Annotated in this window: 20 protein-coding genes and 1 pseudogene; 12 read left to right on the top strand and 9 right to left on the bottom strand. The window is 67.3% G+C overall.

Annotated features, from left to right (window positions below; all coding sequences use genetic code 11):
* The first annotated feature begins 238 nt into the window (after window positions 1-238).
* Genes G6N50_RS02440 through G6N50_RS02420 form a run of 5 tightly spaced genes read left to right on the top strand, consistent with a single transcriptional unit; the run spans window position 239 to window position 3,898 of the window.
* The gene (locus G6N50_RS02440; RefSeq protein WP_083094910.1) at window positions 239-1,585 is read left to right on the top strand and encodes an aromatic ring-hydroxylating dioxygenase subunit alpha; all 1,347 of its coding nucleotides are present in this window, start codon (window positions 239-241) and stop codon (window positions 1,583-1,585) included.
* On the top strand, window positions 1,582-2,112 hold the full coding sequence (locus tag G6N50_RS02435) for a 3-phenylpropionate/cinnamic acid dioxygenase subunit beta (RefSeq protein WP_083094911.1): 531 nt from the start codon (window positions 1,582-1,584) through the stop codon (window positions 2,110-2,112). The genes G6N50_RS02440 and G6N50_RS02435 overlap by 4 nt, the downstream gene beginning before the upstream one ends.
* Before the next feature lie 12 nt (window positions 2,113-2,124).
* A complete protein-coding gene (locus G6N50_RS02430; RefSeq protein WP_083094912.1) occupies window positions 2,125-2,391 on the top strand; it encodes a dihydrodiol dehydrogenase in 267 nt (88 codons plus the stop codon).
* Entirely contained in the window at window positions 2,388-3,179 is a 792-nt protein-coding gene (gene hcaB / locus G6N50_RS02425) for a 3-(cis-5,6-dihydroxycyclohexa-1,3-dien-1-yl)propanoate dehydrogenase (RefSeq protein WP_083094913.1), read from the top strand. The genes G6N50_RS02430 and hcaB overlap by 4 nt, the downstream gene beginning before the upstream one ends.
* Entirely contained in the window at window positions 3,176-3,898 is a 723-nt protein-coding gene (locus G6N50_RS02420) for a class II aldolase/adducin family protein (protein WP_083094914.1), read from the top strand. The genes hcaB and G6N50_RS02420 overlap by 4 nt, the downstream gene beginning before the upstream one ends.
* Here G6N50_RS02420 and G6N50_RS02415 read toward each other — a convergent pair.
* Window positions 3,895-4,710, bottom strand: a complete 816-nt coding sequence (locus G6N50_RS02415) for an IclR family transcriptional regulator (protein WP_083094915.1) — start codon at window positions 4,708-4,710, stop codon at window positions 3,895-3,897. The genes G6N50_RS02420 and G6N50_RS02415 overlap by 4 nt on opposite strands.
* Window positions 4,711-4,760: 50 nt before the next feature.
* Here G6N50_RS02415 and G6N50_RS02410 point away from each other — a divergent pair, with 50 nt between their 5' ends.
* Window positions 4,761-5,570: an SGNH/GDSL hydrolase family protein gene (locus G6N50_RS02410; RefSeq protein WP_083094916.1), complete on the top strand. Its 810-nt coding sequence runs from the start codon at window positions 4,761-4,763 to the stop codon at window positions 5,568-5,570.
* A gap of 36 nt (window positions 5,571-5,606) precedes the next feature.
* Window positions 5,607-6,272, top strand: coding sequence for a DedA family protein (locus tag G6N50_RS02405; protein WP_083094917.1), 666 nt, complete (start codon window positions 5,607-5,609; stop codon window positions 6,270-6,272).
* Here G6N50_RS02405 and G6N50_RS02400 read toward each other — a convergent pair whose 3' ends face one another.
* Window positions 6,273-6,890, bottom strand: coding sequence for a TetR/AcrR family transcriptional regulator (locus G6N50_RS02400; RefSeq protein WP_083094918.1), 618 nt, complete (start codon window positions 6,888-6,890; stop codon window positions 6,273-6,275).
* A 154-nt stretch (window positions 6,891-7,044) separates the two neighbouring features.
* Here G6N50_RS02400 and G6N50_RS02395 point away from each other — a divergent pair, with 154 nt between their 5' ends.
* Window positions 7,045-7,482, top strand: coding sequence for an anti-sigma factor antagonist (locus tag G6N50_RS02395; protein WP_083094919.1), 438 nt, complete (start codon window positions 7,045-7,047; stop codon window positions 7,480-7,482).
* Between the two features lie 24 nt (window positions 7,483-7,506).
* A complete protein-coding gene (locus G6N50_RS02390; RefSeq protein ID WP_083094920.1) occupies window positions 7,507-8,592 on the top strand; it encodes a glutamate--cysteine ligase 2 in 1,086 nt (361 codons plus the stop codon).
* Window positions 8,593-8,636: 44 nt separating this feature from the next.
* On the opposite strand, the gene G6N50_RS02385 is transcribed toward G6N50_RS02390, so the two are convergent.
* From G6N50_RS02385 to G6N50_RS02375, 3 genes are all read right to left on the bottom strand, one after another.
* Window positions 8,637-9,422: a sulfite exporter TauE/SafE family protein gene (locus tag G6N50_RS02385; RefSeq protein ID WP_083094921.1), complete on the bottom strand. Its 786-nt coding sequence runs from the start codon at window positions 9,420-9,422 to the stop codon at window positions 8,637-8,639.
* Between the two features lie 65 nt (window positions 9,423-9,487).
* The gene (locus G6N50_RS02380; RefSeq protein ID WP_083094922.1) at window positions 9,488-10,429 is read right to left on the bottom strand and encodes a catalase family peroxidase; all 942 of its coding nucleotides are present in this window, start codon (window positions 10,427-10,429) and stop codon (window positions 9,488-9,490) included.
* Between the two features lie 18 nt (window positions 10,430-10,447).
* Window positions 10,448-11,239, bottom strand: coding sequence for an SDR family NAD(P)-dependent oxidoreductase (locus tag G6N50_RS02375; protein ID WP_083094923.1), 792 nt, complete (start codon window positions 11,237-11,239; stop codon window positions 10,448-10,450).
* Between the two features lie 245 nt (window positions 11,240-11,484).
* Between G6N50_RS02375 and G6N50_RS02370 the strand changes: the two genes are divergently transcribed.
* Together G6N50_RS02370 and G6N50_RS02365 are read left to right on the top strand one after the other, a co-directional pair.
* A complete protein-coding gene (locus G6N50_RS02370; protein WP_232068869.1) occupies window positions 11,485-12,087 on the top strand; it encodes a hypothetical protein in 603 nt (200 codons plus the stop codon).
* Between the two features lie 92 nt (window positions 12,088-12,179).
* Window positions 12,180-13,739 carry a long-chain-fatty-acid--CoA ligase gene (locus G6N50_RS02365; protein ID WP_083094924.1) on the top strand — a complete coding sequence of 520 codons (1,560 nt, stop codon included), beginning with the start codon at window positions 12,180-12,182 and terminating at the stop codon, window positions 13,737-13,739.
* A gap of 5 nt (window positions 13,740-13,744) precedes the next feature.
* Here G6N50_RS02365 and G6N50_RS02360 read toward each other — a convergent pair whose 3' ends face one another.
* The gene (locus tag G6N50_RS02360; protein WP_083094925.1) at window positions 13,745-14,575 is read right to left on the bottom strand and encodes an enoyl-CoA hydratase/isomerase family protein; all 831 of its coding nucleotides are present in this window, start codon (window positions 14,573-14,575) and stop codon (window positions 13,745-13,747) included.
* A 245-nt stretch (window positions 14,576-14,820) separates the two neighbouring features.
* On the opposite strand from G6N50_RS02360, the gene G6N50_RS02355 reads away from it, so the two are divergent.
* Window positions 14,821-16,029: an IS110 family RNA-guided transposase gene (locus G6N50_RS02355; RefSeq protein ID WP_142275522.1), complete on the top strand. Its 1,209-nt coding sequence runs from the start codon at window positions 14,821-14,823 to the stop codon at window positions 16,027-16,029.
* A 102-nt stretch (window positions 16,030-16,131) separates the two neighbouring features.
* Here the strand turns inward: G6N50_RS02355 and G6N50_RS02350 are convergent.
* The 3 genes and pseudogenes from G6N50_RS02350 to G6N50_RS29995 form a co-directional block, all read right to left on the bottom strand.
* A pseudogene (locus G6N50_RS02350) lies at window positions 16,132-16,422 on the bottom strand (hypothetical protein); the annotation flags it as partial.
* A 29-nt stretch (window positions 16,423-16,451) separates the two neighbouring features.
* Entirely contained in the window at window positions 16,452-16,889 is a 438-nt protein-coding gene (locus G6N50_RS02345; protein WP_169926955.1) for an SRPBCC family protein, read from the bottom strand.
* Window positions 16,890-17,611: 722 nt separating this feature from the next.
* Complete coding sequence (locus tag G6N50_RS29995; protein ID WP_158086061.1) at window positions 17,612-17,920, bottom strand: hypothetical protein; 309 nt, start codon at window positions 17,918-17,920, stop codon at window positions 17,612-17,614.
* Window positions 17,921-17,990: the final 70 nt, after the last annotated feature.

Below are 17,990 nucleotides of genomic sequence, written 5' to 3'. Positions count from 1 at the left end.
CCGCAAAACCGAACGGTTACCCCTTGTTTACGCCGCGCTCACAAGCGCGGAGCGGCTGTCGTGACCCACCGTAGCTGCGGGCTTCCGTCTTTCAGCTGCGTGCAACCTGTGAATTAGCACCAAGCATTCTTGGGGAAACCTGACGGTGCCGCTGGCAGGTGATTGACCCGCGACAAAGACTGCGGGATTCTACTGAGCGGAGAGTTTTTCTGTAAAACAGAGAGATCGCAGAGGGGCCATGACAGACCATCGCGGCGAATTGGCCGAGGTCTTCGAGAACGTGCGACGGGGAATGATCCCCGCGCACATCTACAACGACCGCGAACTGTTCGCCCTGGAGAAGCACCGGCTGTTCAGTCGGGTGTGGACGTTCGTGGGACACGAGTCCGAGATCGGCCAGGACGGCGACTACGTGGTGCGCCGCGTGCTCGACGACTCGTTCATCATCACCCGCGACTCGCGGGGCACCGTGCGCGCGCTGTTCAATATGTGCCTGCATCGCGGAATGCAGGTCTGTCGCGCGGAGATGGGAAACGCCTCCAACTTCCGCTGCCCCTACCACGGCTGGACCTACCGCAACGACGGCCGGCTCACCGGGCTGCCGTTCCACCGGGAGGCCTATGGCGGCGACGAGGGGTTAGTCAAGGACCAAACCCTATTGCCCGCACCGAATTTCGCGAGCTACAACGGCCTGCTGTTCATCAGCCTGGATCCGAACGCCGAACCGCTGGAAGAGTTCCTTGGCGACTTCAAGTTCTACCTCGACTACTACACCAAGCAGAGCGCAGGCGGCGTCGAGGTGCGGGGGCCGCAGCGCTGGCGGATCAAGGCGAACTGGAAGATCGGTGCGGAGAACTTCGCCGGCGACATGTACCACACCCCGCACACCCACGCGTCGATCGTCGACATCGGGCTCTTCCGCGAACCGAAAGCCCAGAAGCGCAAGGACGGTGCCACCTATTGGGCGCACCGCGGCGGTGGGACCACCTACAAACTGCCGCCGGGCAGCTTCGAGGAGCGGATGCACTACGTCGGCTACCCCGACGAGATGATCGGCCGGATCAAAAGCGTGTGGACACCGCAACAGCAACGGGTGGTCGGCGAGGACGGATTCATGATCTCGGCCGCGACGTGCTTTCCGAACCTGAGCTTCGTGCACAACTGGCCCAAGGTGCACGACCGGGAGGACCAGGTCCTGCCGTTCATCTCCATCCGGCTGTGGCAGCCGATCAGCGAGAACGAGACCGAGGTGTGCTCGTGGTTCGCGGTGGACTCCACCGCTCCCCCGCAGTACAAGCAAGATTCGTACCGGGCGTACCTGATGTGCTTCGGGTCGACCGGCATGTTCGAACAAGACGACGTGGAGAACTGGGTGTCGCTGACGACCACCGCGGGCGGTTCCATGGCGCGACGGTTGCTGCTGAACAGCAGGATGGGCCTGTTCGCCGACGACCGTCCCGTCATCGAGGCGTTGTCGCCCAACGCCTTCCACGGTCCCGGGCGCGCGCAGGTCGGCTACAACGAGCACAATCAGCGTGCGTTGCTGAACATGTGGGCCGACTACCTGCAGCGGATGCCCGCATGAGAAAGCCGTTGCCGTTTAACGACATTCGCCACCTTGAGGCGCATCAGTTCCTGGTTGACGAGGCGTACCTGCTCGACGCCCAGGACTATGCGGTGTGGTTGGACACGCTGACCGCCGACGTCCGCTACGCCATGCCGGTGCGCGTCACGACCGCGCGGGGCGCCGGGTTCGGCGCGTCGGCGGAAAGGGGGCCCGGCATGCACCATTTCGACGAGGACAAATACTCGCTGAGCCAGCGGGTCGCGCGGCTGGGCACCGAGCACGCGTGGGCCGAGGATCCGCCGTCGCGGCTGCGCCACTTCGTCACCAACGTGCGCACCTTCACCGGCGACGACGAGGCCCACCTGCTGGTCGAATCGGCCGAACTGCTGTTCCGCAGCCGGGGCGACGTCAACGACAGCGCCCTGATGTCGTGCGGGCGCGAGGACGTGTTGCGCCGGTGCGGCGATCGGTGGAAGCTTGCCCGCCGCACCATCATCGCCGACGAATCGGTGCTGAGGATGCAGAACCTCGCGGTGTTTCTATGAACGGTGCCGGCCATGGACGATGACCTGCAGCGGCTGCTGGACGGCGCGGTCGGCGAAGCGATCTGCCTCGCAAACGAATTCACCGAAGTTTTGGTGCGCCGGGTCGACACCCGAAACGGGTCACGGCTGTTGATCAGCGCACCCAAATCCGGGCGGTGGATCACCCTGGACGCGCTCGAGGTCGAGGCATTGACGTGGCAGAACCCCCGTACGCTGGCTGCCATGGTCGGCAATTCCCACGAGCCGCTGCTCCCCGAAGAAGGCGAACCTCCGCGATGACCGGCTGGCTGGAGGGCAAACGCGCGCTGGTCGTGGGCGCGGGTTCCGGGATCGGCCGGGCCGTGGTGGCGTCCTTCGGCGCCGAAGGCGCGAATGTTGCTGTGCTGGAACGTGATCCACACAAGTGTGACGTGTTGCGACAGCAGTTGCCGCGGGTTCCGGTGGTCGAAGGCGACGCCACCACCCGCGAGGCCAACGACCGCGCCGTCGCCGCCGCGGTGGCTGCGTTCGGCGGGCTGGACACCCTGGTCAACTGCGTCGGGGTCTTCGACTTCTACCGGGGCGTGGGCGACATCGAACCCGATGCGCTGGCCGACGCGTTCGACGAGATGTTTCGCACCAACGTGCTCAGCCATCTGCAGTCCGTCAAATCCGCGATCCCGGCGCTGCGACACGCGAGGGGGTCGTCGATCGTGCTGACCGAATCCGCGTCGTCGTTCTATCCCGGGCGCGGTGGTGTGCTCTACGTGTCCTCGAAATTCGCGGTACGCGGGCTGGTGTCGGCGTTGGCGCACGAACTCGCACCGGACATCCGGGTCAACGGGGTGGCACCCGGCGGCACGCTCAACACCGACCTGCGCGGCCTGTCCAGCCTGGGGCTCGACGAGACCCGTCTCGACGACAGCCCGAACCGGGCGCGTGATGTCGCCGCGCGCACTCCCCTGCATGTCGCGCTCACCGGCGAGGACCACGCGTGGAGTTACGTGTTCCTGGCGTCCGGACGCTCCCGCGGAATCACCGGCGAAACCGTGCGGCCAGACGGCGGATTCGGGCTGGGCGCGCGATGACGGATCTGGATCAGCAGCGCGCGCTGGTGGCGCAGGGCTGCCGCGTCGCGGCGGCCCGCGGCCTGGTCGACGGCATCCTCGGCCACCTGAGCCTGCGGGTCGACGACGAGCACCTGCTGGTGCGCTGCCGAAGCGATACCGACACCGGGGTGGCGTTCACCCGCCCCAGCGACATCCGGCTGATCACGTTCGACGGTACCGCCGGCGCCCCAAGCGAACTCGACGGCTACCGCGTCCCCAACGAACTGCCGATCCACGTCGAGACCATGCTGGCCGACCCGGGGCACACCGCCGTCGCGCACCTGCACCCACCGGACGTGGTCGCCGCCGATCTGGCCGGTATCACGCTGCGGCCGATCTACGGCGCCTATGACATTGCCGGCGCCTGGCTGGCGCGCGGCGGTGTCCCGGTCTACGAACGCGCTGTGCTGATCCGGAATTCGGGCCTGGGCAAGGAGATGGTCGCGGCGATGCGCGGTCGTCCCGTGGTGATTTGCCGCGGACACGGGATCACCAGTGCCGCCGCCACGGTGGCACAGGCGGTGCTGCAGGCGATCAGCCTCGACGCGCTGGCCCGGATGTCGTTGCGGGTGCGTGCGGCCGGTGGCACGTGTACCGACATCGGCGACGCGGACTGGGATGACTTGCCGGACTTGGGTTCTGCGTTCACCGCCGAGGCGGCCTGGCGCCACGAAGTGGCCCGGCTTGCCGGGGGCTAGCCGAGCTGATCGCCGATCTCCTTGGCGGCCGCCGCAAGGGCCGCGGCCACCGCGGGATACCGGGCGGCATCCAGCCGGTTCTGTGGTGCGGCGGCGTTGAGCGCGAGCCGCAGCCCGGGCGCGTGGGTAAGGATCGGCACGGCGACCGACGCGACGCCTTCCTCGCTTTCCTCCCGGTTGGTGGCGTAGCCGCGCTCGCGGATGCCGGACAGCTCGGCTTCCAATTCGGTTCGGCTGCCGATCGAATGCGAGGTGATGCGCTTGAGCCGCTCGCGCGGCAGCAGCGCGCGCAACTCCGGTGGCGACAACTGGGCCAGCATGACCTTGCCCGTCGAGGTGCAGTGGGCCGGCATGGCGCGGCCCAGCCGCGACGCCACCCGCACCGCGGCCGGCCCCTCGACGGCGGCGACGAATCGCACGCTCGCGCCGTCCAGCATTCCGACATGCACCGTTTCGCGCAGTTGTTCGCTGAGGCTACGCATGACGGGCGCGGCCGAGCGCGCAATGTCGACGCGGCCGAAGATCGCGAACGCCACCCCGGTCAACGACGGACCGGGCAGGTACGCCTTGGACACCGGGTCCTGGCGGACGAACCCGCGATAGGCCAGCATCGCCAGCAACCGATGCGCGGTCGACGACGCCACGCCCAGATAACGGGTCGCCTCGCTCAACCGGATCTGCGGCCGTTCACCCAGCAGCAGCAACAGCTTGAGCGCGTTGTCGACCGACTCGATCGGATACTGCGGCGCAAGCGAATCAGCGCCAGGCGCCGCGTTGGCGGTCGCGTCGGCCGGTTCGCGCTTGGGTGGCATGGATCCACGGTAACCAGTTATGGGCGCGGCTTCGGGTTATTCTCGGCATCGTGAGCGGGGCTACTCACGTTGGATACCACCGTTACGTCGCCATCGGTGACAGCCAGACAGAGGGCTTGTGGGACGGCGACGACACCGTCGGCCTGCTCGGATTCGCCGACCGGCTCGCGGTGATGGTCGACTCGCTCTACCCCGGCCTGCAGTACGCCAACCTCGCGATTCGCGGGAAGCGGATCGGCCACGTGCTCACCGAGCAGCTTCCGCAGGCGCTGGCGATGCGGCCCGATCTGATCACCGTCTGCGCCGGGATGAACGATGTCATCCAGCCGGGGCGATCCTTCTCCCCCGCCCTAGTCGACCTCGAGCACATCTACGCGGCGCTGGCCGAGTCGGGTGCGACGGTGGTGACGACGACCTTCCCGAACGTGGCGCAGTTCCTCCCGCTGGGACGGCTGGTGGCGGGGCGGCTCACCCGCATCAACGGGGCGATCAGGGCGGCCGCCCATCGCTACGGGTTCCGGCTCGTCGACCTGTACAACGCGCCCTCGATGCGCGAGTTGGACACCTGGGCCATCGACCGGGTACACGCGTCCAGCAAGGGCCATATATTGTTCGCCGCCGCAGCCGCCGAAGCGCTCAATCTTCCTGACAGCAACCATGATTGGGCACGCGGCGGCCTGGCCCCCACCCAGCGTTCCTTAGCCGCCGGCACGTACGAACAGTTGCGCTGGACACAGGAGAGTTTCTTCCCGTGGATCTGGCGGCGACTGCGCGGCCTCTCCTCGTACGACGGGCGCGAACCCAAACGCCCGCGGCTGGAGGGGCTGGGCGCCGCAAGCGAATTCAAGCGCACACCTTAAGGCACGGATCCTCGGTCGGTCAGGCATCCTTGACGCATGAATCTCGAGCCGGTGCTGCACTCGATTCCGCCGCTTGCGGTCTATCTGATGGTCGGCGGTGTGGTCGGGATCGAGAGCCTGGGCATTCCCCTGCCGGGCGAGATCGTGCTGGTCACGGCCGCGCTGATGTCGTCGCACCATGACCTGGCCGTCAATCCGCTCGGCGTGGGGATCGCCGCGGTGATCGGCGCGGTGATCGGCGATTCGATCGGCTACGCGATCGGGCGCCGGTTCGGCATGCCGCTTTTCGAGCGGCTCGGGCGGCGGTTTCCGAAACATTTCGGACCCGGACACGTCGCGCTCGCCGAAAAGTTGTTCAACCGCTGGGGTGTTCGAGCCGTCTTCCTCGGCCGCTTCGTCGCGCTGCTGCGGATCCTGGCCGGGCCGCTGGCCGGGGCGCTGAACATGCATTACCCCCGTTTCCTGGCGGCCAACGTCTCGGGCGCGATCTGCTGGGCGGGCGGCACCACCGCACTGGTGTACTTCGCCGGAATCGCCGCCGAACGCTGGTTGGAACGGTTCTCCTGGATCGGGCTGGTGGTCGCCGTCGCGGCCGGGCTGACCGCGGCAATCCTGTTGCGGGAGCGCACATCCCGAATGATCGAGGAATTGGAGGCCGAGCATTACCGCAAGACCGGCACCACCGCGCCCGACACCGTCTGACTAAACGGCCTCGCCGGTGTCCGCCACCAGTGGCGGCCGATGCTCGTCGATCAGGGTGCGGGCCATCTTGCGGGCGCGCAGCGCGGCGTCGAGGTCGCCGACGGCGGCCAGCACGATGGCGCCTTTCATCAGGATGTGCCAGGAAGAGGCGAAGTCCTCGACGTCGGTCAGGCCGGCCGCGACTGCCCGCCGGCGCACGATGTCACGGACGTGCTCGATGTGGACGAGACAGGCCTGCCCCGCCGGGTGCTCCGGCCCCAGTTCGAGCAGCACGTTGATGAACGAGCAGCCCTCGTATCCATCGCGCAACTGGAACCAGTCATGCATGACGTCGAAGATCGCCAGCAATTGTTCATCGGGGGTGGTGGCACGCAGCCGCGACTGCTCCTCGATCAGGCCGTGGGTCCAGAGCTCCTCGCGGCGCTGCAGCACGGCCAGAACCAAGTCGTTCTTGGTGGCGAAATGGCGGTACAGGGTCGCCTTGGCGACACCGGCGCGTTGGATCACTTCGTCGGTGCCCACGGCGCGAATCCCACGCCGGCTGAACAGTTCATATCCCGCGGTCAGGACACGTTCGCGCGCCGAGGCGGGGGGCGTTCCGACATCGGAAATCGTCATTGCCAGACTTACCATACTCTTAGCCCAGGCCGGTAGACAGACCGGCCTGTCTCGTTATAGAAAAGAGATTCGCATCCGCGTACAGTCTGTCTTCAGACATTAGGACGGGCATCCATCGAGGCGTCTGCGACGCCTGTCGATTAGGGGGTCCATCATGAATTCCGTCGTTGTGGAAGCGATGCCCACCAGTCATCTGACGCTGAGCACCAAACTTGTCTACGAGCTCGGCGACCCCAACAGCACGCTGCGGGCCACCGCGGACCGCAGCGGCCCCTCGGTGGTGATCTACGCCGGGGGCGAGGTCGACGCCTGCAACGAGGACACCTGGCGCCACCTGGTGAGCGAGGCGTCCAGCGGCGTCACCGCGCCCGGCCTCTTCGTGGTCGACGTCACCGGGCTCGACTTCATGGGTTGCTGCGCGTTCGCGGTGCTGGCCGAAGAGGCCAAGCGCTGCCGGGATCGCGGCATCGACCTGCGCCTGGTGAGCTGCGAGCCGATCGCCGCGCGCGTTGTCGACGCATGCGGGCTCAGCAGCGTGCTGCCGATTTACCCGACCGTCGACTCCGCGCTGTCCGCGGCTGCTCGCTGGTAATACCTCGGTGCCGCAGCCGGCTCAATGGGTGAACATCCCACCGTTGGCGCCGAGGAAGAATTCCTCCTCGTCGACCCGCGAACCGGTGAGCCGGCTGCCCAGAACGCCGCGGTTGCCGCGGAGGCCGGGCGGCGGGGCGTCGAGCTGCAGCTGGAACTGAGCAGTTGCCAGGTGGAAACCACATCGCGGGTGGCGGCGACCAGTGCTGAACTAGGCGAGGAGCTGAGCCGACTGCGGCGAACCGCGGCGCAGGCCGCCGAGGCCGTCGGCGTCCAGCTGCTGGCCTCGGGGCTTCCGCCGACCACACCGCACGAGTTTCCCGTCACCGACACCCCTCGCTACCGGCGGATCGGCGACCAGTTCGGGATGATCGCCCACGAGCAGGGCATCTGCGGATGCCACGTGCACGTGCAGGTGCCCGACCGCGCCGCGGCCATCCACGTCAGTAATTGGCTACGGCCGTGGCTGCCGTCACTGCTTGCGCTGTCGGCCAATTCGCGGGTGTACCGCAACGCGGACAGCGGCTATGCGAGCTGGCGCAGCGTGCTGTGGCGGCGCTGGCCCGCCGCGGGAGCACCGCCGTTTTTCGCCTCACCCGACGAGTACGACGATGCGGTGCGCATGCTGGTCGACACCGGGGTGATCCTGGACAAGGACATGATCTATTGGGACGTACGCCCTTCGGCCGACTTCCCGACGGTGGAGGTGCGGGTGGCCGACGTGCCCGCGACCGTTGCCGAGACCGTGCTACTCGCCACCCTCATCCGGGCGGCGGTGATGACCGCGATCGACGCACCCGATGACGCGAGACGGCTACCGCCCGGTGCGCTGCGCGCTGCGTACTGGAAGGCCGCACACGACGGGTTGTCCGGCCACGCACTCGATTTGGTCCACGGCCGCGGCGCGGTGCCGGCGAGGGAGCAATTGGCAGCGCTGGTGCGGCGGGTGCGCCCCGCGCTGGAGTCGCTGGGCGAATACGACCGCGTCATCGAAGAACTCGACCGCGTCATATCCGACGGCAATGGGGCGATGCGTCAGCTGCGGGCGTGGCGTAAACGCGGTGAGGTGCGCGACGTCATCACCGAAGCCGCCGCGGGCACGCTGAGTTGAGGCCTAGCTGTGCGGTCAATCCCGTTGCCGCAGCTGATCTCTCGTCAGACCACCGCGACCAGGCGATAGAGGCCGATCAGGCCCACGACCACGATGATGGCCCGCAGCGCGTTGCCCGACAACCGACGCCCATAACGCGCCCCGAGCAGGCCACCGACCAGTGACCCCGCGGCGATCAGTCCGGCGGCCGGCCAGCTGATCCGGTCGAACGCCACCGAGGTATAGGCAACGGCGGCAACCACATTCACCACCAGCGCCAGCAGGTTCTTGGCGGCGTTCATGCGCTGCACCGACTCCGGCAGCAGGGCACCCATCAGGCCGACGAGCAGGATGCCTTGCGCGGCGGTGAAGTAGCCGCCGTAGACACCGACGGCGAACGTGCCGAACACCAGCGTCGCCATCCGGCGCGGACTGACATGTTCGGGTGAGCGGCCCGCCTCCTCGGCGCGCCGCGCGGTCCACGCCTGGATTCGCGGGCCGATCACCACCAGCGCCAGCGCCAGCACCAGCAGCGCCGGCACGATCTCGGCGAACACCTTCTCGGGCAGATGCAGCAATAGGTAGGCGCCCAGCGCCGCGCCGGCCAGGGATGCCGGGAGCTGCCAGCGCAGCCGATCCCATTGACCGCTCAGCTCGGCGCGATAACCCCAGGTGCCCGAGACGCTGCCGGCGACCAGACCCGTCGCGTTCGACATGGTGGCCGTCACGGGCGGATAGCCGAGCGCGACCAGCGTCGGGAAGGTGATCAGGGTGCCGGACCCGACCAGCGCGTTGATCGCACCGGCGCCCAGCCCGGCCAGGCATATGAGGAACATCTGAAATGGCGACACCGAAGAAAAACCTTAGCCTGCCGCGGATTTCGGTGCGACACGACTGCCGTCCGCGAGCGAGCCGGTCAGGCGGGAGGAGCTTCGGCGCCGCGATCCACCCCGGTGCGCAGCTTGACCGAGGCCGAATACGCCAGGGTGCGAAAGTGCAGGACCGGATCGTCGGAGGCCTCGATGCCGGCGGTCACGCGCATCGGGTCGAATACCACGATGTCGCCCCCGTGCTCACGCTGGGTGTCCAGGCCGGTGATCGCCACGGTGCCGACGGTGACGATCTGGGTGCTCTGCCAGGCCGCCGACGGGTCGACCGTCGAGTCGGTGGGCCCGGCGATCTGCACCCGGAAGTCGAACCGCACCGGGCCGTCGTCCAGCCGCGCCTTGAGCTCGTCGGCCAGAAAGTCCGGATCCTTGCCGTGCGCGTCCGACCCCGACAGGTACTCCTCGGCAGCGGTCGGAACCAGGTGGTAGCGAACGAATCTGGCGCTGCCGTCGGCGGCGATCCAGCGGAAGGCGTGCAGGCCATGGTATTCGGTGGTGGCGTAGCTGGCCGGGATCCGGTTCGCCTCACGCAGGATGGGCAACGCACCGAGCAGCCCCGGATGGAAGAGCAGGTGTTTGGCCATGCGCAGCGGCGTCGTGAGGCCGGGCCGCATCGCCTTGAGCAGGTCGATGAAGCCGTCCGGTGTGCTGGAGACGAACAGCCGGGCGGTCTGCGCCGAGACGTCGGTGGTGGAGCCGTCGGGCAGGGTGAACTTCACCGCCATCCCGCGCACTCCGGGTGCGCCGTCGCGCTGCTCTGGGTTACCGGATCCGTTGGAGAAGCGAATCAGCGCGGGGACCGTTGAACCATCGAGATGCTGTGCGCGCGAGAGCATGAGCGCGTCGGGGGTCGCGGTGAACGTGCCGCGATACAGGGTGCCTTTGGCGTGCAGTGCGCGGCAGCCGGGCCGGGCTCCGCCGGCGCCCCGGATCGCCTCGATCGCCTCGTCAGGAGTAAGTCCACCGCTCATGGACGAATCTTAGTTGGCTCAGTCGGGAAAGCCGAAGAGTTCGACGACACCGTGATCGCGGCCAGCGGTGTAGCCGCCGTCGACGGCGAGGGCCTGGCCGCTGACGAACGAGGCGTCGGGAGACAGCAGGAAGGCGGCCATGGCCGCGACCTCGTCGGGCCGACCCAGCCGCTGCAGGGCATGCTCCTTGGTGATGGAGGCCAGCGGCCCCTCCATCCCGGGAATGCTGAAGACGTTGTGCGCCATGGGCGTTTCGATGAAGCCGGGACAGATGACGTTGGCCCGGATACCGCTCGGCCCGTAGTCCAGCGCGATGTTCTTGGTGAGCAGCACGACGCCGCCCTTGGCCGCGTTGTACGAGCTGCCGCCCGCGGTGCCTTCCAGGCCCTCGACGCTGGCGACCGTCACGATCGAGCCCCGTTCGCCGTCGGCCCGGCGCTGTTCGATCATCCTGGCCAGGGCCGCCTTGGCCACCAGGAACGTGCCGGTGAGGTTGATCCCGATCACCCGGTCCCATTCGGCGCGCTCGAGCAGGTGCACCGGACCTCCCCCGGCGACCCCGGCCGCGTGGAAGATGCCGTCGAGGCGGCCCGGCACGGCGGCCAGCACCGCGGCGATCGCGCGTTCGTCGGTCACGTCGGCGGAGACGAACGTGAACTGCGGTCCCAGATCATCGGGCGGGGCTGCCAGGTCGGCCCCGATCACGGTGCCGCCCTCGGCCAATAGCCGCCGCGCGGTGGCCAACCCGATTCCCGACGCGGCGCCGGTCACGACGAAGGTGCGGGAACGGGCGCGGTCGGGGTTCACCATGTCGCATCCTTCAACTGTCGGGCGGGTCGGCCCAGTCATGGTGACACACCACCCCGCAACTGGGTCGCGGATACCGGATTTCTGGTCAAAGCCGCTCGCGCACTGAACTTTACAAATCCATCCGGTGATTTGATAGGTGGGCTGTATCAACCCATAGCAAACCCATCTTGGACAATTCTCCCGCTGCCGGAGGACGATAACCCCAAGGGCGAATTCCGCAGCGCCCGACAGTGTTAGGAACAACGATGTCGACAACTCCCCCTCAGCCGCTGTCCCGTCGGGCCGGAGGGAGGTTCGGGGCGGTCAGCGCGGCCGCCGCGACCGCGGTGGTCGCCCTCGCCTTCACCGCCCACCACGCCGAGCCCACCGCCGCGGTGGCGCTGATGTCCAACGATGCGATCGCCGTCGCGCACGGCGTCTCGGTCACCCCCGCGCCCGGCTGGACGCTCGGGCATCGCGGCCCGAACTGGGTGGCGCTGAACAACGCCGACACCAGCGCGCAGCTGCGGATCACCGTCAAACCCGCGGGCGGCGCGGATCCCGCCGGGCTGCTGCAGGCCGACATAGACCAGTACACCGGCGGCGCCTCGGCGGTCTTGACCGATGTGAACCGCCTGAACCCGCCCGAGACCAGGCCGCTGACCGGCGCCAACTTCCAGCAGGCCGCGTCCATCGACTACACGGCCACCGTGGTGAACCCGCAGGGCTCGATTCCGGTGATCGGCAGGTTCACCGAGCTGCTCAACACCTCGAATGGCCGGTCGGCGTTCATCGACTTCCGGCAGGACAGCAGCGCGACCACCCAGGCCGCCGCGGACGGCGGCATGATGATCAACTCCATGGAGTGAGGCGCCGGCGACCCTTGCAGGCGAGGGTCGGCGTCGCGTGCACAGAATCGACCGCGTATAGAGACTGGAGCAAACCGACCGCGGAGGGGTTCATGCCACCAGCCGACACGGCGACCAGTACGGCGCAGACGCTCGCCGGCATCGTCGAAGGACACGCACAGCACCGGCCCGACGCGATCGCAATCCGCTACGGCGAGCGCCAGTGGTCCTGGGCCGAGTGGAGCTCGCGGATCCGCCGCACGGCGGGGGCGCTGCGCGCGGCCGGTCTCGAGCGCGGCCAGTGCGTGGCCGTCCTGGACAAGAATCACCCCGCCTGCCTCGAAGTGCTCATCGCCGGCGCCTCCATCGGTGTCGTCACCACCGTCGTCAACTGGCGGGTGATTGGCGACGAACTCGTCCACGTTCTCAACGACAGCGGTGCCCGGGTGCTGCTGGTCGGCGCCGAGCTGCGTGCGGCGGCCGAGGAGGCAGCCGACCGGGTACCGGGCGTCGAACGCATCATCGAGGTCGGCGACGAGTACGAATCGCTGCTCGCCGCGGCGACACCGACGCGGTCCGACGCGAGCGTCGGCGAGAACGAGACGGCGTTGGTGATCTACAGCTCCGGCACCACCGGACGCCCCAAGGGCGTGTTGCTCAGCCAGCGCGCGCTGGTCAATCACGCGTCGAACCTGGCACCGGCGTTTCCCTTCGCCGACGGGGACGCCAACCTGGTCGCCATGCCGTTGTTCCACGTCGGCGGAATCGGATATGCGCTGTTCGGAATCCGTTCCGGCGCACCGACGTTCATGACCCGCGAACCTGACGCCGCAACGCTGATCGGGGCGGTGCGCGCCGGAGCCACCCACGCGTTCTTCGTCCCCCCGGTGATCGCCCGGTTCCTGGAGGCGGGCGAGACGGCGAGCGCGGCCATCGCCGGCCTGCGCTACATCGTGTACGGGGCCGCGCCGATGCCGCTGCCGTTGCTGCATCGAGCGCTGTCCACCTGGCCCGACACGAAATTCGTGCAGGTGTACGGGCAGACGGAGTTGTGCGGCGCGGTCACCGCGCTGTCCGACGACGATCACCGCGATTCGGCGCGGCCCGAGCTGCAACTGGCGGCCGGAAAGGCGGTGCTGGGCTGTGAGATTCGCATCGTCGCCCCCGAGACCGGCACCCCGTTGCCGCCCGGGGAGCCCGGCGAGGTGTGGGTGCGCAGCAACCAGAACATGACCGGTTACCTGAACCGCCCGGACGCGACGGCCGAGACCATCACCGCCGACGACTGGGTGCGCACCGGCGACATCGGGCGACTGGACGCCGACGGCTACGTCTACATCGAAGACCGCATCAAGGACATGATCATCACCGGCGGCGAGAACGTGTACGGCCCCGAGGTGGAGAGCGTGCTCATCGAGCATCCCGCCGTCGAGGACGCCGCGGTGATCGGGGTGCCCGACGACTTCTGGGGCGAATCGGTCAAGGCGATCGTGGTCACCGACGGCGGGGTCGATCCCGCCGACATCATCGAATTCTGCCGACGGCACCTGGCCGGCTTCAAATGTCCCCGCACCGTGGACTTTGCGCCGGAACTCCCCCGCAACGCGAGCGGAAAGATACTGAAAACTCAGTTGCGGGAACCGTTTTGGCGCGATCGGGCACGGGGCATATGAGCGTCCTACAGGCGGCCCTCGACGCGCAGGTCCGGATGCACCCAGTCGGGTGAGCGGCGTTCCTTGAACGAGCGGAAGCCTTCGATGGCCTCGGCGTCGGACAGGCTGGCGGTCATGCCGATGCGGTCATAGAGGCCGAGATAGCTGTCGATGCTGGACTTGATGACGCCGCGAGCGCGGGGCGCGGTACGACAGCATTGCGCGAGTATGTCTTTCGCCGCATCCAGCAGACCCTCATGCGGAACCACCTTGGTGACCAGACCCCAGTCGAGGGCTTCGACCGCGGTAAGCACCCGCCCGGTGAACATCAGGTCGCGGGTGCGTACCGGCCCGATGACACGGGTGAGCATCTGGCTGTAGTAGGTGTCGGCGTAGCCGCGGAACAACTCGGGCACCCGGAAGGTCGCGCGCTCGCTCACCACCGAGAGGTCGCTGCACAACGCGATCTGGAATCCGCCACCCTGGCATAGTCCGTTGACCGCGGAGACGATGGGCTTGGCCGAGGTGCGCACCGCGTCAAACGGCGTGACATCCATCCCCAGCGCGGACCCGAAGGTGATCCAGTTGTCCTCGCCTCCCCCGCCGCCCATGTCGCCGCCGGGCGCGAAGACGTCACCGGTTCCGGTGAGCACCAGCCCGGCCAGATCCGGGTCCTCGTTGAGACGTCCTACTGCATAACGGATTCCGAAGTACATCGCCGGGCTCAGGGCGTTGCGTGCCTCGGGCCGGTCGATGGTGCACACGGCGATCGGGCCCTCGCGCTCGAGGCGCAGGAACGGCGTGCCCAGCCAATCGCCTTCGGGTGGACGGGGGGTGTTCTTCGGCGTCTGCGCCACGGGACTCCTCAAGTTCGTAGGTGCAGTTACTTCGTGTTGTTGCGTTGTGCTGTGACCCGGGTGGGTCGGGTGAGGCGGCATGTGTCTTGCCGGCCCCGCGGTGCGGCTTGAGAGGACTGGCCGCCCGGCCTGTCTGGACTTCTCTGGCCGCTGATTGAGATCTGCGATGTGATCGCTTCTTTAAGGAAATGCTGGCGGGGTTGTCCCTGGGGATTGGGTTGGCAGACAAGTGAAAAGGGGCGCGAATGGTAGCGGGCCAGTTGTGGGCCGGGGTGGATGTCGGCAAGGAACATCACTGGGTGTGCGTGGTTGATGACACCGGTGCGGTGGTGCTCTCGCGCAAGCTCGTCAACGACGAGCAACCCATCCGTGATCTGGTCGCCGAGATTGACCAGCTGGCTGACGAGGTGTCCTGGACGGTCGATCTGACCACGGTATATGCGGCGTTGTTGTTGACAGTGTTGGCTGCTGCCGATACGCAGGTGCGTTACCTGGCCGGCCGAGCGGTGTGGCAGCCCTCGGCGGTCTATCGCGGCGGGGAGACCAAGACTGACGCCAAAGACGCCCGGGTGATCGCCGATCAATCCCGGATGCGTGGGGCCGACCTGCCGGTCCTGACGCCCGACGATGACCTGATCACCGAACTGCGGATGCTGACAGCCCACCGCGCAGACCTGGTCGCCGATCGCACCCGCACCATCAACCGGCTGCGTCAGCAGTTGGTGGCGGTGTGTCCGGCCTTGGAGCGAGTCGCTGCGCTGACCGCCGATCGCGGCTGGGTGGTGTTGCTGTCGCGATACCAGCGCCCGAAAACGATACGCAACAGCGGTGTTTCGCGGTTGACGAAGATACTCACCGATGCCGGGGTGCGCAACGCTGCTTCGATCACCGAGGCCGCAGTCACTGCCGCCAAGACACAAACGGTGCGCCTGCCCGGTGAAGATGTCGCCGCCGGCCTGCTTGCCGAATTGGCACAGGGGGTGATAGCCCTCGATGACCGCATCAAAGCCACCGACGCCGACATCGAGGGCCGATTTCGCCGCCACCATCTGGCCGACGTGATCACCAGCCTGCCCGGCATCGGCTTCCGACTCGGCGCAGAGTTCCTGGCTGCCGTCGGCGACCCCGCCAAAATCGGCTCGGCTGACCAACTCGCCGCCTGGGCCGGACTGGCCCCGGTCCCACGGGACTCCGGGAAACGCACCGGACGCCGGCATACACCCCAGCGCTACAACCGCCGCCTGCGCCGCGTGATGTACATGTCCGCGCTCACCGCGATCCGCCGCGACCCGCAATCTCGGGCCTACTACCAGTCCAAACACGACCAAGGTAAGAAGCCGATCCAAGCCACCATCTGTCTGGCTCGACGCCGCACCAACGTCCTCTACGCCCTCATCCCCGACCACCGCACCTGGCAACCCGACTCACCCCCGATCACCGAATCGGCCGCTTGACTTCATCATTGAGAGTCCTCTCGGGTCGGCGTCGCCGCGGATGCGTCGCGCCGCGACGCCGCTACTGTAGCTCTTACGGTATCTCTGCGAAGCGGCCGCCTGGACGTAAGACAGGGTGGCCGTCTCGGCGCTCGCGGACGCGTCGGCCAGCAGGGAGGCGAATTTGGTCTGCAGGGTGGACGTGGTGTCTCCCACCGGCTTGTCGCAGAACCTGCAGCGCGTCGAGAAGTTGGGTTGTTCGTCCTCGTCCGGCCAGAACCGGCGCGGCCCGACCTGGGCGCCGGGGTCGAACTGGACGGACTGATGCGGGGCGTCTTTGAGGATTCGGCCAACGGGATGTCCTTGCGGGCATTCGAGTTTCAGCATGCCAACGCCCTCTTGGTTGCCGACCATGGTTCACCGTCCTCTCGGGTATGCGCCTGTCAACGGAGGATCTGCGCGAGGTTGCGCCATCGCCGATGCCGGTGGCGAAACATGAGCCGGACGAAGGCGCGAGTCAGCAGCCCGTGCAGGCCGTCGTCGGTTTCGATCTCGTCGGTGTAGCGGCAGCTGTGCTCGTCGATGGGTTCGAATATCAGGCGGTGATTCCAGGTGCGGACCGGCCCACCGTGCTCGTTGGTGTAGATCTCGGTCGACTCGAGTCGCTTGATGGTCAGGTGGTGCGTCCAGGCAGGGATCACGCCGAACCACCAGAACCGCGCCGATCCCTGGGTGCCTACCTCGATCTGCTCGGGGACGTCGAGCCGGTAAACCCGCAGCACCGGGCTGAGCACGTGCTTCATCAGCTCGGGCTTGCGCGCCAGGGCGGAGGCCGCCTCAACCGGGATCGGCAGCTCGGTAGTTAGGGTTACCTTACTCATGCAGTTTATGGTGGCCTAGGGGGCGCGATCAGGCAAGCGTGCCGCGGGCCCCGGGGAGTGGTTCGGGGGCCGCCCAGTCGGGCGGCTGGGCCGGCGAGGACGGTGCGCATCGAACCAGCGACCTTCCGCGTGTGAAGCTGGGGCGACGTCAGAAGCCAGACGTTTATGCTGGTCAAGCTGGACGAACTGGACCAATCTTTTGGGGGGTTCAGAACATGCGATACGAGCGGCGCGGCGGATGCGGAGCGGATGAAATCCAAGCTGTGACCCGTGGGCACGGCCGGCCTGACCAGAGATGATGGAAGCCCTTGCGTGATGCAGCCGCAGCAATTCCCACATCTGCGGCTCAAACGCATGCATTTCGAACCCACGAGCCGGCCTTATCTCGACGACTTGATTGTTGCTCCGCGTCGAGCTCATCAACTGACATACCTCCACCGCCCCCCGCGACGGCCTCTACCGCGCGGCGTTAAGGTCCATCGGCCCTTGAATGGCGTTGTCCCGCAGGGTAGGTGTTAACAAGGCGAGGTTCGGACCTATCCACAGCACAGTTCCGATACGGCGAAGATCGAAGCCGGCAGCGCGTACAAGTCCGAGAACGGCTCGTGAAGAGGAGAGGGCGATTGATCGGCAAGGAGCATGCCGACAGGCACGGTGAGCTCGATCACCGGGCCGCCGAGGTCGATAAGCGCGAAAAGGCTCTCGTGCAGCGCGAGGCCGACCTACAAAGACGCGAGTGGCTCGTTGACGAGCGAGACCGGATCGCTGACGAGCGAGACCGGATCGCTGACGAGCGAGACCAGATCGCTGACGAGCGAGACCAGATCGCTGGCGGCCGAGAGCAGAGTGCAGACACACGCGAGCGGGTGGCTGATGAGCGAGAGGGCACGGCTGCGGAGCGCGAACGCGAGCGACTCCGTCGCACAGCCGACCACGCGGACCGCTCGGCAGCCGATGACCGACGGGAACGCGCTGAATACTTGCGCGAGCAAGCCGAAATCTCGCGTGAGATGACCGCAACCAATCGACATCCCGCCGAAGAGTAACCCGTTCCGGAGGAAGGGCATTTCCTCACACGTACAGCATCCAGGCTGTCTGAAA

The organism is Mycobacterium mantenii, from assembly GCF_010731775.1.
Classification (GTDB): Bacteria; Actinomycetota; Actinomycetes; order Mycobacteriales; family Mycobacteriaceae; genus Mycobacterium; species Mycobacterium mantenii.
The sequence above is the reverse complement of the archived record's forward strand: the minus strand, read 5'-3'. Positions and strand labels throughout refer to the sequence as shown.